The sequence below is a fragment of the Xanthomonas arboricola pv. populi genome (assembly GCF_002939945.1).
Lineage (GTDB): Bacteria > Pseudomonadota > Gammaproteobacteria > Xanthomonadales > Xanthomonadaceae > Xanthomonas > Xanthomonas arboricola_A.
This window is the reverse complement of the sequence record NZ_MDEB01000003.1, coordinates 24,921-39,901: the sequence shown is the minus strand read 5'-3', so window position 1 is coordinate 39,901 and position 14,981 is coordinate 24,921. Positions and strand designations below refer to the sequence as shown.

At 66.7% G+C, this 14,981-nt stretch carries 13 protein-coding genes; 6 read left to right on the top strand and 7 right to left on the bottom strand.

What is annotated here, in order from left to right; all coding sequences use genetic code 11:
• Positions 1 to 204: 204 nt before the first annotated feature.
• The gene (locus XaplCFBP3123_RS09630) at positions 205 to 2,073 is read left to right on the top strand and encodes a methyl-accepting chemotaxis protein (protein WP_104533857.1); all 1,869 of its coding nucleotides are present in this window, start codon (positions 205 to 207) and stop codon (positions 2,071 to 2,073) included.
• 300 nt (positions 2,074 to 2,373) lie between these two features.
• Here XaplCFBP3123_RS09630 and XaplCFBP3123_RS09625 read toward each other — a convergent pair whose 3' ends face one another.
• The 3 genes from XaplCFBP3123_RS09625 to rluD are packed head-to-tail and all read right to left on the bottom strand — an operon-like array spanning position 2,374 to position 4,398.
• Positions 2,374 to 2,676 (bottom strand): thiol-disulfide oxidoreductase DCC family protein, encoded by a 303-nt coding sequence (locus tag XaplCFBP3123_RS09625; protein ID WP_104533856.1) that lies wholly within the window; start codon positions 2,674 to 2,676, stop codon positions 2,374 to 2,376.
• A complete protein-coding gene (gene pgeF, locus XaplCFBP3123_RS09620; RefSeq protein WP_104534231.1) occupies positions 2,586 to 3,401 on the bottom strand; it encodes a peptidoglycan editing factor PgeF in 816 nt (271 codons plus the stop codon). Before pgeF ends, XaplCFBP3123_RS09625 begins: the two co-directional genes overlap by 91 nt.
• Before the next feature lies 1 nt (position 3,402).
• On the bottom strand, positions 3,403 to 4,398 hold the full coding sequence (gene rluD / locus XaplCFBP3123_RS09615) for a 23S rRNA pseudouridine(1911/1915/1917) synthase RluD (RefSeq protein ID WP_016901271.1): 996 nt from the start codon (positions 4,396 to 4,398) through the stop codon (positions 3,403 to 3,405).
• A 120-nt stretch (positions 4,399 to 4,518) separates the two neighbouring features.
• Between rluD and XaplCFBP3123_RS09610 the strand changes: the two genes are divergently transcribed.
• Together XaplCFBP3123_RS09610 and XaplCFBP3123_RS09605 are read left to right on the top strand one after the other, a co-directional pair.
• Positions 4,519 to 5,400: an outer membrane protein assembly factor BamD gene (locus XaplCFBP3123_RS09610; protein WP_104533855.1), complete on the top strand. Its 882-nt coding sequence runs from the start codon at positions 4,519 to 4,521 to the stop codon at positions 5,398 to 5,400.
• Between the two features lie 337 nt (positions 5,401 to 5,737).
• Positions 5,738 to 6,724, top strand: coding sequence for a hypothetical protein (locus XaplCFBP3123_RS09605; RefSeq protein WP_104533854.1), 987 nt, complete (start codon positions 5,738 to 5,740; stop codon positions 6,722 to 6,724).
• A gap of 9 nt (positions 6,725 to 6,733) precedes the next feature.
• Here XaplCFBP3123_RS09605 and XaplCFBP3123_RS09600 read toward each other — a convergent pair whose 3' ends face one another.
• Positions 6,734 to 8,374, bottom strand: a complete 1,641-nt coding sequence (locus XaplCFBP3123_RS09600) for an NAD+ synthase (protein ID WP_104533853.1) — start codon at positions 8,372 to 8,374, stop codon at positions 6,734 to 6,736.
• A 1-nt stretch (position 8,375) separates the two neighbouring features.
• On the bottom strand, positions 8,376 to 8,768 hold the full coding sequence (locus XaplCFBP3123_RS09595) for an endonuclease domain-containing protein (protein WP_026064065.1): 393 nt from the start codon (positions 8,766 to 8,768) through the stop codon (positions 8,376 to 8,378).
• A gap of 178 nt (positions 8,769 to 8,946) precedes the next feature.
• Between XaplCFBP3123_RS09595 and XaplCFBP3123_RS09590 the strand changes: the two genes are divergently transcribed.
• The gene (locus tag XaplCFBP3123_RS09590) at positions 8,947 to 9,192 is read left to right on the top strand and encodes a hypothetical protein (RefSeq protein ID WP_104533852.1); all 246 of its coding nucleotides are present in this window, start codon (positions 8,947 to 8,949) and stop codon (positions 9,190 to 9,192) included.
• A 76-nt stretch (positions 9,193 to 9,268) separates the two neighbouring features.
• Here the strand turns inward: XaplCFBP3123_RS09590 and sucD are convergent, their stop codons facing one another.
• Together sucD and sucC are read right to left on the bottom strand one after the other, a co-directional pair.
• Positions 9,269 to 10,144, bottom strand: coding sequence for a succinate--CoA ligase subunit alpha (gene sucD / locus XaplCFBP3123_RS09585; RefSeq protein ID WP_047124757.1), 876 nt, complete (start codon positions 10,142 to 10,144; stop codon positions 9,269 to 9,271).
• 24 nt (positions 10,145 to 10,168) lie between these two features.
• Positions 10,169 to 11,338: an ADP-forming succinate--CoA ligase subunit beta gene (sucC, locus tag XaplCFBP3123_RS09580; RefSeq protein WP_104533851.1), complete on the bottom strand. Its 1,170-nt coding sequence runs from the start codon at positions 11,336 to 11,338 to the stop codon at positions 10,169 to 10,171.
• Positions 11,339 to 11,568: 230 nt separating this feature from the next.
• Here sucC and XaplCFBP3123_RS09575 point away from each other — a divergent pair, with 230 nt between their 5' ends.
• Positions 11,569 to 13,182, top strand: a complete 1,614-nt coding sequence (locus tag XaplCFBP3123_RS09575; protein ID WP_104533850.1) for a sensor histidine kinase — start codon at positions 11,569 to 11,571, stop codon at positions 13,180 to 13,182.
• 192 nt (positions 13,183 to 13,374) lie between these two features.
• Complete coding sequence (locus XaplCFBP3123_RS09570; protein WP_172453191.1) at positions 13,375 to 14,769, top strand: sigma-54-dependent transcriptional regulator; 1,395 nt, start codon at positions 13,375 to 13,377, stop codon at positions 14,767 to 14,769.
• Positions 14,770 to 14,981 lie beyond the last annotated feature (212 nt).

Sequence of the window (14,981 nt, the reverse complement as noted above, 5' to 3'; positions counted from 1 at the left end):
GGATCACGGTTCTACGGTGCACCGGGAGGCACTGGAACCGCTTCCAAATCAACTACATCGGGTTCTCCAGGGGTCCGGTCGACAGATTCCGACCAACGGTGATTTCACGCCGTCATGATTCGGGTTCGGCCGCCGATACCCCATAGCAGCCCATGCAGCGCACGACATCGCTCCCCATTCCGAACCACTCAGTTGGACTAGCCTATGTCGCCCTCACCCGATGCCAGCGCCATTTCCCGCCCGCCTTCCGGCCGGAACCTTGCGCCCGCCACCACGGCCGCATGGCTGCCTGCCGCTGCACAGATCGGGCTGCTGGCCCTGCTCACGCTCTATGCCGCCACGCTGCTGCCCGGCGGTGTCTGGGCTGGGTTGGGCCGTTTGCTGCCGGCGCTGCTGGTGCTGGGCGCGGCAAGTGTCGGGCTGTGCTGGTGGTCGCATCGTCGCAACGCCGCGCAACTGCAACAGGCCGTCGGCACGGTGACGGCCATCGGTGACGGGCGCTTCCAGCGTCTGGATCTGCGCAACGCCTCCGGCGAACTCGCGCCGTTGCTGCACGCCCTGCAGGCAACCCAGGACAAGCTGGCCATCCGCATCGATGTGATGGAACAGGGCCTGCGCCACGGCCAGTTCGTGATCAAGGCGCTGGACGATCTGGACACCATGATCCGCATCGCCGACGACGACGGCCAGGTGCTGTTCGCCAACCGCAAACTGCTCGCGATGCTCAAGCTGATCGAGCCGGATGTGCAGAGCTTCCGCCCCGACTTCCATGCCGAAGGTTTCGTCGGCGGCAGCATCGGCGACATCTATCCCGACAGCCAGGCCGCGATCGACCGCATGCGCGCATTGACCGCCTCCAAGGCGGTGCGCGCGCCGTTCTTCGGCCGCCAGATCGATTTCGTCTACAGCCCGATCATCGCCACCGACGGCGCCAGGCTGGGCACCATCGCGCAGTGGGTGGACGTCACCGCGCAGGTCAACGCCGAGCAGGCGCTGATCCAGATCATCGATGCCGCCGCGGCCGGCGATTTCAGCCGGCGCATGCAGATCGACGGCATGGACGGCGTGCTGCTGTCGCTGGCCCAGGGCATCAACCGCATCTACGACTCGGTGGAAATCCACCTGGCCGCGTTGGCGCGCGTGATCGGTGCCCTGGCCGAAGGCGACCTCACCCAGCGCGTGGACGGCGATGCGCACGGCATCTTTGCGCGCCTGCGCGACGACACCAACCAGACCGTGGCCCGGCTGACCGAGATCATCGGCGGTATCCAGATTGCATCGGACACGATCCGCCGCGCGGCGGTGGAAATCGCCGCCGGCAATACCGACCTGTCCGAGCGCACCGAGCAGCAGGCCGCCAATCTGGAAGAAACCGCCAGCTCCATGGAGGAACTCACCTCCACCGTGAAGCAGAATGCCGACAGCGCGCTGCAGGCCAATCGGCTGGTGGTGGGCACCGGCGAAGTCGCGCAGACCGGCGGCCAGGTGATGGACGATGTGGTGTCCACCATGGATCAGATCAGCACCGCCTCGCGCAAGATCGGCGAGATCATCGGCGTCATCGACGGCATCGCCTTCCAGACCAATATCCTGGCGCTCAACGCCGCGGTGGAAGCCGCACGCGCCGGCGAACAGGGCCGCGGCTTCGCGGTGGTCGCCTCGGAAGTGCGTGCCCTGGCGCGGCGCTCGGCCGATGCGGCCAAGGAGATCAAGACACTGATCGCCGACTCCTCCGGCAAGGTCGAACTGGGCTCGGGCCTGGTGCATCGCGCCGGCGCCACCATGCGCGAGATCGTCGGCTCGGTCAAACACGTCACCGACATCATGAGCGAGATCACCGCCGCCAGCGCCGAGCAATCCAGCGGCATCGAACAGGTCAACCGCACCGTCGCGCAACTGGACGAAGTCACCCAACGCAACGCCGCGCTGGTGGAAGAAGCCACCGCCGCCGCACGCAGCCTGGAAGAGCAGGCCGTGGAGCTGGCCGATGCAGTGTCGATCTTCCGCCTGCAGCCTGCGCACAGCGGCAACCCGAAGGTAGTGCGCGCAAGTTTCGGAAACGCCGCGACGTAAGCTGCCGTCACCCAAAGCGCAGAATCATCGCAGGAGCGCACCCGGGCGCGATGACGCTTTCCCGGTAATGCCACATCGCGCCCAGGTGCGCTCCTACACCAAGCGAGCATGCCTGTCCGCCACCCCAAATCCAGCACACACAGCCGACCGGTACTCCAGATCAGCCAGACATCATAGAAATCGGCGCGCTGTCGTAGGAGCGCACCCGGGCGCGATGACGCTTTCCCGGTAACGCCGCATCGCGCCCGGGTGCGCTCCTACACCGGGCAGCGGGCGCTAGTCGAGAAACCGCTCGCGCTGCTACGGGCTCGGCAACATGCAATGGTCGGTGCGACCGCACCAGCGGTAGCGATTGCGGGCGATCAGGCGATAGCCGATGTCGCGCACGCTGCGCGGCATCGTGCGCAATACCGTGGCCGGCCGCCAGAAGCCGCCCAACCCGGCCAGCACCCGCATGATCGCGTCGCTGTCGGTCCACGTACCGCGCTCATTCACCAGCAGAAACGGCGTGGTCAGGGCGCGATCCAGGCCAGCGTGGCCATGCGTCCGCTGCGGCGGTCGCGACGATGCGAGAAGAAGCGTTGCGGCTCGGAAATGGTGCATAGCCCGCCGCCGTGAATGGCGCTGGCCGGTACACCGGCACGCTGCAGGCGCTGACGCGCCAATGCATACAAGTCCACCAGCCAATGCCCCGGGCGGGTCGCAACGAACGCGGCGTGTGCCTGCGCATCGTGCGCGACGAAGGCGTTGAACACGTCCTGGCCGATTTCATACACCTGCGGCCCCGCTGCAGGCCCCAACCATGCCATCACCTGCTGCGGCGGCGTGCGCATCGCCGCCACGCTGCGCTCCAGCATGCCGTCGGCCAGGCCGCGCCACCCGGCATGCGCGGCGGCCACTTCGCTGCCGTCCCTGGCCGCGAGCACGACCGGCAGGCAGTCGGCTGTGAGGATGGCCAGCACCATGCCGGGCACAGCGGTCACCGCTGCGTCGGCGACCGGCTCCTGCGCACCTGGCGCGACAGTGCCCGCGGCACGCACCCGCTCGCCGGGCGCAAGCGCGGGCGCATCAACGCGCAGCACTTCCACGCCATGCACCTGACGCAGCCACTGCGGGCTGCCGGGCAGTGCCAGCGCCTCGACCAGCAGCGCCCGGTTGCATTCCACCTGCTCCGGCGCGTCGCCCTCGGCATTGTTGCGGTTGCCGAGGTTGAGCGTGTCGAACGGTGCCTGCGAGCCGCCCAGGCCATAACGCAGCGTGGTCAGCGCATGGATGCGTGGTGGCGCCGGCCAGTCGGCCGGCAGCACGAAGGGCGCGGCGGCAGCCATGTCAGCGGCGTGCCAGCTCGGCGGCGCGCGCACTGTCTTCACGCAGCGCGGTCATCAGACGCTGCAGGTCGGCCGGCACCGGCGCGCTGGCGCGCACCGGCTCGCCGCTGACCGGGTGCAGGAACTCCAGGGTTTCGGCATGCAGCGCCTGGCGCTTGAAGGTGCGCAATTCATGCACCAGTTCGTCGCTGGCGCCCTTGGGCAGCTTGAGCGCTCCGCCGTACAGCGGGTCGCCGACGATCGGCGATTTCAGATGCGCCATGTGCACGCGGATCTGATGGGTGCGCCCGGTTTCCAGCCGGCACTCCAGCGCGGTATGCGCGCGGAAACGCTCGCGCAGGCGGTAATGGGTGACCGCATCGCGGCCATCGTCGCGCACCGCCATCTTCAGGCGATCGCGCGGATGGCGGTCGATCGGCGCATTGGCGGTGCCGCCGGAGACCAGCGCGCCCACCACCACTGCCAGGTACTGGCGATGCACATCGCGTGCGGACAGCTGTTCCACCAGCGCGGTCTGCGCCTGCACGGTGCGCGCCACCACCATCACCCCGCTGGTGTCCTTGTCCAGCCGGTGCACCACGCCGGCGCGCGGCACCGCCGCCAACGCCGGGTCGCGGAACAGCAAGGCGTTGACCAGGGTGCCGTCCGGATTGCCGGCGCCCGGGTGCACCACCAGCCCGGCCGGCTTGTCGATCACCAGCACCTGGTCGTCTTCGTACAACACGCTCAGCGGGATGTCCTGCGGGGCGGCGTGGGTCTGGGTTTCCAGCACCACCTGCACCTGCACGCTCTCGCCGCCGCGCAAGGTGTCGCGCGGGCGCGCCATTTCCCCGTTCAGCAGCGCATCGCCGGACTTGATCCACTCCGACAAGCGCGAGCGCGAGAATTCGGGGAACAGCTCGGCGAGCACCGCGTCGAAACGGCGCCCTGCGGCGTTGTCGGGCACGATGGCCTGGCGAATGGACGGGTCGAGGGGTTCGGCAGATGGGTCGGACATGGACACGGGCACTCAGGCAAAAGCGGAAATTTGGGGGTCCGGGCGGCGGGAGTCAGTCGCCGGACAGGCCACTAGGCTATCATCGCGCTCTCGTTTTCCTGATGCGTCCTGCCCAGACCCATGATCCGACGGTCCATGTTTTCCGCGCCTGTGCGCCTGATTGCCCTCCTGCTGGTCATGGCGTTCGTCGTCACCGGCTGCCACCGCGGCGCCAAGGACAAGAATCCCGACGAAGGCATGCCCGTCGAGCAGCTTTACGGCAAGGGCCACGGCCTGATGGAGAAAGGCAACTGGGCCGGCGCCGAAGCCAGCTACAAGCGCCTGATCGCCCAGTACCCGTACGGGCCGTACACCGAACAGGCGATGATCGAAACCGCCTACGCCCAGTACAAGGCCGGCAAGCACGACGACACCGTGTCCAGCGTCGACCGCTTCATCCGGACCTACCCGACCCATCGCAATATCTCCTATCTGTATTACCTGCGCGGGCTGGCCAACAGCAACCGCGACACGGTGTTCCTGCGCCGCGTGTGGTCGCTGGATCCGAGCCGTCGCGATCTGTCCTCGCCGCAGCAGGCCTACAACGACTTCAACACCGTCACCGACCGCTACCCGAACAGCCGCTATGCGCCGGATGCGCGCAAGCGCATGATCGAGCTGCGTGACGTGTTCGCCCAGCACGAACTGGACAACGCGCTGTATTACCTGCGCCGCAATGCCTGGGTGTCGGCGGCCGGTCGCGCCAACTACCTGCTGGAGACCTATCCGCAGAGCGCCTACCAGTACGACGCGGTGGCGGTGCTGGCCGAGGCCTACACCCACCTGGGTAACAAGACCCTGGCCGCCGACGCCCGCCGCGTGCTGGAGCTCAACAGCCCGCAGCATCCGTGGCTGACCGGCAATTGGCCGAAGTACCCGTGGGCCATCCGCAAGCTCAACCCGTTCGCCGGCGAGAAGTCCGCCGCCACCGGTCAGCGCAATGCACAGATGAGCCGCGACTGAGAGATCAGCCGCCGGTGTGATGAGAAGGGGCCGCAAGGCCCCTTTTTCATTGCGGCAATGCGGATGCGGCAACGCGCCTGTAGGCGGCGGCGCGGCTGATTGCCGCAGGCGCTTGCGGTGCCTGAGGACGGCCACGTCCGATCGAGCGACAGATCGGCGATCCAGCATTACGTGCCCGCGTCCCACGCTACCTCGCACCGCCCGAGCGCGCCTGCCTGCGGCCGTTGCGCGCACGTCGCCAGATCCGGCACCAGGTCACCGAACCGCGCCTGCGCGCTGCCTATACTGCACCTCGAAGAAGATCCGACTCCCCGCTGGCGCCCGCCCAGGAGGCCGCATGTCTGGCTGCATCGTCCCGCTCATGCTTAGCCTGTTGCTGGCGGCCATGACCACGACCGCCACCGCGGCGCCCATCGTCTACGGCGTCAACGCCCACGACAACCGCCCCGGCTATCCCATGGCCCAGGCCGAGGCCCGCTTCAAACTGCTGGCCGCGCGCAATCTGCGCAGCTACCGCTTCGATGTGGACCCGCGCGATTACGCAACGCTGGATGCGCTGGTCCCGCTGGCGCGCAAATACGGCATCACGCTGCGCCCGATGGTCTACCCGATGTCGCGCGAGATCGGCTACCAGCTGGCACGCCGCTATGCGGCCGACATCAAGGTCTGGGAGATCGGCAACGAACAGGATCTGGTGCGCGCCGAGGCCGATGCCCGCATTGCGGCAATGACCACGATGTACCTGGGCATGCGCCAGGCCTCCAACGAGCTGGGCGCCGGCCTGCGCTTCACCATCAACATCACCGCCTGCAACAGCGACGACCGCAGCGCCAGCGCGCGCTGCCCGGGCGATCGCAATGGCTCGCTGTGGTTCCTGGCCAAGGCCAAGGCGGCCGGCTTCGACTTCGACCACATCAGCTTCCACTACTACGCCTTCCACCAGGATGCCGGCTACTGGACCGAGTTGTATCTTGGCCAGCTGCGCACGGCCGCGCAGACCTACAACACACCGGTGTTCTTCAACGAGCTCAACTGTGCGGAGATCTACACCGGCAACACCACCGGCGGTGCGGAAGGCGACCGCGGCTGCTACGACAGCCTGGCGCAATTGTTACGCAACGTGCGCGACAACTACGCCGACGTGGTGTCCGAAGTGAACGTCTACGAATTGCTTGACCAGGCCACCATCCAGGGCGCCGAAGGCCATTTCGGCCTGATGTACGACCTGACGCGTCCCAAGCCCACCCTGGACCTGCTCACCCGCTTCGCCCAGGCACCGGCCACCGCAGCGTTGGCCGGTCTGCCGGGGTACCGACCGGAATAGCCATTCGGGCTACTGCCCGGAGTACCCATTGGTGATCGGGTAACGCCGCTCGCGACCGAATGCGCGCCGCGACACCTTCGGCCCGGGCGCGGCCTGGTGGCGCTTCCATTCGTTGAGCCGCACCAGCCGCAACACGTGTTCCACCGTATCGGCGGCGTAGCCGGCCGCGACGATGTCGTCGCGCGACTGTTCCTGGTCGACGTAGCGATACAGGATCCCGTCCAGCACATCGTACGGCGGCAGCGAATCCTGGTCGGTCTGGTTGTCGCGCAACTCGGCCGAGGGCGGGCGCGAAATCACGGCCGGCGGAATCACCGGCGCCCCGCCCACGGTATTGCGCCACTTGGCCAGGCCGAACACTTCGGTCTTGTACAGGTCCTTGAGCGGAGCATAGCCGCCGCACATGTCGCCGTAGATGGTGGCGTAACCCACCGCGTACTCGCTCTTGTTGCCGGTGGTCAGCAGCAGCCCGCCGAACTTGTTGGACAGCGCCATCAGGATCACCCCGCGGCTGCGCGACTGCAGGTTTTCTTCGGTGATGTCCGGCTGGGTGCCTTCGAACATCGGCCCCAGCGCGGCGAGCAGCCCTTCGAACGCCGGCTCGATCGCGATGGTTTCCAGCTTGACGCCCAATGCGCGGCATTGCGCGTCGGCCAGATCGTTGGACAGATTGGCGGTGTAGCGCGACGGCAACCGCACCGCGGTGACGTTGTCGCCGCCCAGCGCATCGACCGCCATCGCCAGCACCAGCGCCGAATCGATGCCGCCGGACAGGCCCAGCCAGACCTTGCTGAAGCCGTTCTTGCGGCAATAGTCCTGCAGCCCGCGCACCACCGCGCGCCAGGCCAGTGCGTCCATGCTCTCGTCGCCATCGTCCACCCACACCACCGGGGTGAAGCTGCGCTCGCCGGCGGCGTAGTCCACCACCAGCCACTGATCGACGAAGGCGGCAGCGGCCGGATGCACGGTGCCGTCGCCATCTGCTACCACCGATGCACCATCGAACACCAATGCGTCCTGCCCGCCGACCACGTTGAGATAGGCGATCGCCGCCCCGCTCTCGCGGGTGCGCTCGGCCAGCAAGGCATCGCGCTGCGCGTGCTTGCCGCGCTCGTACGGCGAGGCATTGGGCACCAGCACCAGCTCGGCGCCGGCCTGCACGGTCCTGGCCAGCGGCTCGGCAAACCACAGATCCTCGCAGATCACCACGCCCACCTGCACGCCCTTGACCGTGACCACGCAGTTGTCGCTATCCGGATCCACGTCGAAATAGCGGCGCTCGTCGAACACCGCGTAGTTGGGCAATTCGCGCTTGCGATACGTTGCTTCGATACGCCCGTCGCGCAACACGCTGGCGGCGTTGTAGACCACGCTGCCGGCACTCTGCGGCCAGCCGACCACCGCCACGATCCCCCGCGTGCTGGCGGCGATGCGCGCCAGCGCTTCCTCGCAATGGGCGAGAAAGCCCGGCCGCAACAGCAGATCTTCCGGCGGATAGCCGCTGATCGCCAGCTCGGGGAACAGCACGATATCGGCGCCGAATTCGTCGCGCGCGGCCGCGATGAAATCGACGATGCGATCGGTGTTCTGCGCCACCGCACCGACCGGGAAATCGAACTGCGCCATGGCGATGCGGAGGGTCTGGGACATGTCAACGGCCTTGTGGGTGTATTTTCCGAAGCACGGAAGCGGGGAAGGGAGAACGAGCCGCAAGCAGACCTCGCGCGATCATGTCGCAGACGTCGTCGCCACTCGCCAGAACCGCATTATTCCAGAAGCGCAGCACCTGGAAGCCCTCGCGGTGCAGGAAAGCATCGCGCGTGGCATCCGCGCCCGGCAGCAGGTGCTGGCTACCGTCGATTTCGACGATCAACGCCCGGGCAAGGCAGACGAAATCGACGATATAGGGCCCGATGGGGAACTGACGCCGGAATTTGAAGCCGAGCAGACGTCGATCGCGCAACCGATACCAAAGCGCGCGCTCGGCTGCTGTCATCTCACGACGCAGGTGCTTGGCGAATCCGGTCTTGGCGGCGTGGCGCATCGACATTCTCGGCAGGAGAGATGGCTACGGTGCTTGTGCCGCCCTGGTGGCGCTATCGGTGCTGATGGCGCTTTGGTGTCGGGAATCGCCGCGCGGGAAGCGCCCTCACCCCTGGCCCCTCTCCCGCAGGCGGGAGAGGGGATGTCGCGTCCTGCGGGGGTTGGGCAGCGGGAGTTCAATGACCGTGGTGTGCTCCGTCGATCTGGCGAGGAACGACCAACCCGACGTGCTTGAGAACATGACCGGGCTCCTGCTCTTGCTCTTGCTCTTGCTCTTGCTCTTGCTCTTGCTGCTGCTCCTGCTGTTGCTCCTGCTGTTGCTCCTGCTGTTGCTGTTGCTGTTGCTGTTGCTGTTGCTGTTGTTCTTGCTGTTGCTGTTGCTCCCTTCTCCCGCCTGCGGGAGAAGGTGCCCGAAGGGCGGATGAGGGGATGTTTCCAAACGCCCACAAAAAAGGCCGCCCGAAGGCGGCCTCTCACATCCCGCGCCTGCGCGCGACCTGCTTACTTCACCAGCGCAGCGATCGCCGCACCCAGATCGCCCGGCGAACGGACGGTCTTGACGCCAGCGGCTTCCATCGCCGCGAACTTGCCTTCGGCGGTGCCCTTGCCGCCCGATGCGATCGCACCGGCGTGGCCCATGCGCTTGCCGGCCGGAGCCGACGCGCCGGCGATGAAACCGACCACCGGCTTCTTCACGAACTGCTTGATGTACTCGGCACCGGCTTCCTCGGCGTCGCCACCGATTTCGCCGACCATGATGATGCCTTCGGTCTGCGGGTCTTCGTTGAACAGCTTGAGGCAGTCGACGAAGTTCAGGCCGTTGATCGGGTCGCCGCCGATACCGATGCAGGTGCTCTGGCCCAGGCCCACTTCGGTGGTCTGCTTGACCGCTTCATAGGTCAGCGTGCCCGAACGCGACACGATGCCGATCTTGCCCGGCTTGTGGATGTGGCCCGGCATGATGCCGATCTTGCACTCGCCCGGGGTGATCACGCCGGGGCAGTTCGGCCCGATCAGCACGGTGTCCGGATGCGAGCGGGTCAGCACGTTCTTGACGCGCAGCATGTCCAGCACCGGGATGCCTTCGGTGATGCAGACGATGACCTTGATGCCGGCCGCGGCCGCTTCCAGGATCGCATCGGCCGCGTACGGCGGCGGCACGTAGATCACCGACGCGTCTGCGCCGGTGGCCTTGACGGCGTCGGCCACGGTGTTGAACACCGGCAGGTCGATATGCGTGGTGCCGCCCTTGCCCGGCGTCACGCCGCCGACGACCTGGGTGCCGTACTCGATCATCTGAGTGGCGTGGAAGGTGCCCTGCTGGCCGGTGAAGCCCTGCACGATCACCTTGGTGTTCTTGTTAATCAAAACGGACATGGATAGTTCCTTCGGTGTCGTGAATCAGGCGGCGTTCTTGACAGCTTCGACGACCTTCTTGGCACCGTCGTTGATGTTGTCGGCCGGGATGATGGCCATGCCGCTGTCGCGCAGCAGCTGCTTGCCTTCTTCCACATTGGTGCCTTCCAGGCGCACCACGACCGGAACCTTGACGCCCACTTCCTTGACCGCCGCGATGATGCCCTCGGCAATCATGTCGCAGCGGACGATGCCGCCGAAGATGTTGACGAAGATGCCTTCGACCTTGTCCGAGGACAGGATCAGCTTGAACGCCTCGATGACGCGCTGCTTGTTGGCGCCGCCGCCCACGTCCAGGAAGTTCGCCGGCTCGCCGCCGTTGAGCTTGATGACGTCCATGGTGGCCATGGCCAGACCGGCGCCGTTGACCATGCAACCGATGTTGCCGTCCATGGTGACGTAGTTGATGTCCAGCTCCGACGCGGTCACTTCGGTCTCGTCTTCCTGCGTCTTGTCGCGCATGGCGATCAGCTGCTTCTGACGGAACGCGGCGTTGTCGTCGCTGTCGAACTTGCCGTCCAGCGCGTACAGGTTGCCGTCGTCCAGGATCGCCAGCGGGTTGATTTCAACCAGCGCCAGGTCCTTTTCGTTGAACAGGCGATACAGGTTCACCATGATGCTGGCGAACTGGCCGGCCTGCTTGGCGGTCAGGCCGAGCTTGAAGCCGAAATCGCGGCCGTGGTAGCCCTGCACGCCTTCGACGAAATCGACGTTGAGCGAGTGGATCAGCTCCGGCGTTTTGGCGGCGACCTGCTCGATCTCCACGCCGCCCTCGCTGGAGGCGATGTAGGTGATGGTCTTGGTGCCGCGGTCGACCAGGATCGACAGGTACAGCTCCTTGACGATCTCGCCGGCGGTGGTCACCAGCACCAGGTTGATCGGCAGCTCGACGCCGGCGGTCTGGTAGGTGGACATCTTGGTGCCGAGCATCTTGGCCGCTGCGGCCTTCACGTCGTCGGTGGTCTTGCAGAACTTGACGCCGCCAGCCTTACCGCGACCGCCCGCGTGGATCTGCGCCTTCACCATCCAGGGGCCCTTGCCCAGGGAATTGGCGACTTCAACCGCTTCGTCCGGGGTCGCCGCGACCTTGCCGGCCGGAACGGGGATGCCGTACTCGGCAAGCAGCTGTTTTGACTGGTATTCGTGGAAATTCATGCGTCACCGTGGGAAAAGGAAACGACCGCTGCGTGCAACGCAGACCGCCAGGGCGGCACGTCAAGAGACGCGAACGGGCCGCCTATTGTGGCCGACCACGCCGTGCGGCGCAAAAGCCGGCCGGAGTGCCCCCCGTTGGCGGCGCTTGCGCCCGGCCCTCCACTGTGCGCAAGCGCTGCGCGGGCCGTACACCTGCCTATACTCGCGGCTTGCTCCAGCGGGGAACCGGTTTGCCATCCAGCCCATCGCTTATCGACCGGATCCAGTCCGCGCCGCAGCGCGAGCTGTACTTCTTTTCGCTGTACCGGGTGCTGGTGGCCGGGCTGATCGCCGCACTGGTGTTCAGCCCCCTGTCCGACGCGATCCCGGAACCGCGCTACCCGCGCCTGGCGGCCGGTGTGGCGATCGGCTACCTGTCGATGGCCATCCCGCTGCTGTTCTGGGGCCGCAACGGGCGCCGCCTGACCGCCACCGTGCTGTGCGCGGTGATCGCCGACATCCTCGCCGCGACCCTGGCCACGCATGCGCTGCCCGGCGCCAGCGCCGGCATCGCGATGATGCTGCTGTTCAATGTCGCCGCCGCCTCGATCCTGCTGCGCCTGCGCTATGGCATGAGCATCGCCGTGCTCGCCAGCTTCGCCACCGTGCTCGAATACCTGTGGACGGTGCTGGAAGGCGGCGGCGCCACCCGCCCGGTGGCCGAACTGGCGATGTTCGCCACCAGTTATGTCGCGGTGGCCTTCATCTGCGAACAGATCGCCTCGCGTGCGCGCCGCAATCAGGTGCTGGCCGAGGAGCGCGGCGCGCAGGTCGCCAATCTCTACGAGATCAACGAGCTGATCATCCGCCGCATGCGCACCGGCGTGCTGGTGGTCGATACGCACAGCCGCATCACCCTGGCCAACGAGGCGGCGCTGGCGCTGCTCGGCGACGGCGACCAGCGCAACGCCCCGGTCGACCTGTCGCTGGCCGCGCTCACGCCCGAACTGTCGCGCCGCCTGCAGCGCTGGCGCAGCGGCTGGCGCCAGGAAGAAGCCCCGCTACAACTGGGCGCCGACCGCCCGGAAGTGCAGCCGCGCTTCGTGCGCCTGCTCGCCGACAGCGACCTGGTGCTGGTGTTCCTGGACGATGCCAGCGTAGTGTCGCGGCGCGCCGAATCGCTCACGCTGTCGGCGATGGGGCGCTTTTCGGCCAGCCTGGCGCACGAGATCCGCAACCCGCTGGCGGCGATCAGCTACGCCTCGCAGTTGCTGGAAGAATCCCCGGACATCGGCGATGCCGACCGCCGCCTGCTGCAGATCATCCACCAGCAATGCCAGCGCACCAATGGCATCGTCGAAAGCGTGCTCGCGCTAGCCCGGCGCGAACGCGCCAACCCGGACAACCTGGATCTGGCCGCGTTCGTGCGCCGCTTCGTGGTCGAGTACCGGCAGACCCTGTCGATGGAAACCGACATCCTGGAAGCGAGCATTCAAGGCGCTTCCGTGCATGCCCTGGTCGACCCCAAGCATCTGCACCAGATCCTGACCGCGCTGGTCCACAACGCGCTCAAGTACGGCCGGGTCATGGACGAACCGGCGCGGGTGAAGCTGCGCGTGGAGCGCGTGGAGCGCATGGCGGTGATCGACGTGGTCGACCGCGGCCCCGGCATCCCGGAGACGGTGGCCGCACAACTGTTCCGCCCGTTCTATACCACCTCCGAACACGGCACCGGGCTGGGCCTGTATATCGCCCAGGAACTGTGCCGCGCCAACCAGGCGCAACTGGACTACGTGTCGGTGCCGGGCGGCGGCGCCTGTTTCCGGATCCTGTTGCAGGGGCCCAATAGCCTGCTCGGGAAATGAGCGGGACCGTTGCGTCACGCCTGCGACAAGCCAATGGCGCATCCGCCTGCAACGGCGCGGCGATCGTATGTCTGCGGCCAGCCGCTGCGCATCGTGCGTCCCGCCGCGCACCATTTCAGATCACGTGAATCGTCAGGCCCGGACTCGACCGGCAATTGTCGACTGTCATCGCCGTGGGCTATCGTGCGCCACATGAACGAACCGAAAAGTGCCCTGGTTGTCGATGACGAGCGTGACATTCGCGAACTGCTTGTTCTCACCCTGGGCCGGATGGGCCTGCGCATCAGCACCGCCGCCAACCTGGCCGAAGCGCGCGAGCTGCTGGCCAACAATCCCTACGACCTGTGCCTGACCGACATGCGCCTGCCAGACGGCAATGGCATCGAACTGGTCACCGAAATCGCCAAGCACTATCCGCAGACCCCGGTGGCGATGATCACCGCGTTCGGCAGCATGGACCTGGCGGTGGAAGCCTTGAAGGCCGGCGCCTTCGACTTCGTCAGCAAGCCGGTGGACATCAGCGTGCTGCGTGGCCTGGTCAAGCACGCGCTGGAATTGAATAACCGCGATCGTCCCGCCCCGCCACCGCCGCCGCCGGAACAGGCCAGCCGCCTGCTCGGCGATTCCAGTGCGATGGAAAGCCTGCGCGCCACCATCGGCAAGGTCGCGCGCAGCCAGGCGCCGGTCTACATCGTCGGCGAATCCGGCGTAGGCAAGGAGCTGGTCGCGCGCACCATCCACGAGCAAGGCGCACGCGCGGCCGGCCCATTCGTGCCGGTCAACTGCGGCGCCATCCCCGCCGAACTGATGGAAAGCGAGTTCTTCGGCCACAAGAAGGGCAGCTTCACCGGCGCGCATGCCGACAAGCCCGGCCTGTTCCAGGCCGCGCATGGCGGCACGCTGTTTCTGGACGAAGTGGCCGAATTGCCGCTGCAGATGCAGGTCAAACTGCTGCGCGCGATCCAGGAAAAATCGGTGCGCCCGGTCGGCGCCTCCAGCGAGTCGCTGGTGGACGTGCGCATCCTCTCGGCCACCCACAAGGACCTGGGCGACCTGGTCTCGGACGGCCGCTTCCGCCACGACCTGTACTACCGCATCAACGTCATCGAACTGCGCGTGCCCCCGCTGCGCGAACGCAGCGGCGACCTGCCACAACTGGCTGCGGCCATCATTGCGCGCCTGGCACGCAGCCACGGCCGCCCGATTCCGCTACTGACCCAGTCCGCGCTCGACGCGCTGGACCAGTACGGCTTCCCGGGCAATGTGCGCGAGCTGGAAAACATCCTCGAACGCGCGCTGGCCCTGGCCGAAGACGACCAGATCAGCGCCACCGACCTGCGCCTGCCCGCCCACGGCGGCCACCGCCTCGCCGCCACCCCCGGCAGCGCCGCCGTCGAACCGCGCGAAGCCGTGGTCGACATCGACCCCGCCTCGGCCGCCCTGCCCTCCTACATCGAGCAACTGGAACGCGCCGCGATCCAGAAGGCGCTGGAAGAAAACCGCTGGAACAAGACCAAGACTGCCGCGCAGCTGGGCATCACGTTTCGGGCGTTGCGCTACAAGTTGAAGAAGTTGGGGATGGAGTAGAAGAGCCGGGGAGTCGGGATTGGAGAATTGGGAATCGTAAAAGCACAGGCGCCGCTTCGATGGTTCTTGCGGGAAACAGCGCCGTGGATTGGCTAATGCATTACCTCGCGGTGGCCCGCCGCAATCCTTGACGCTGTTGTCCAAACAAAAAAGCCTGGGACGTATAGGCCCCAGGCTTTTCCGATTCCCCAATCCCGATTCCCGATTCCCGG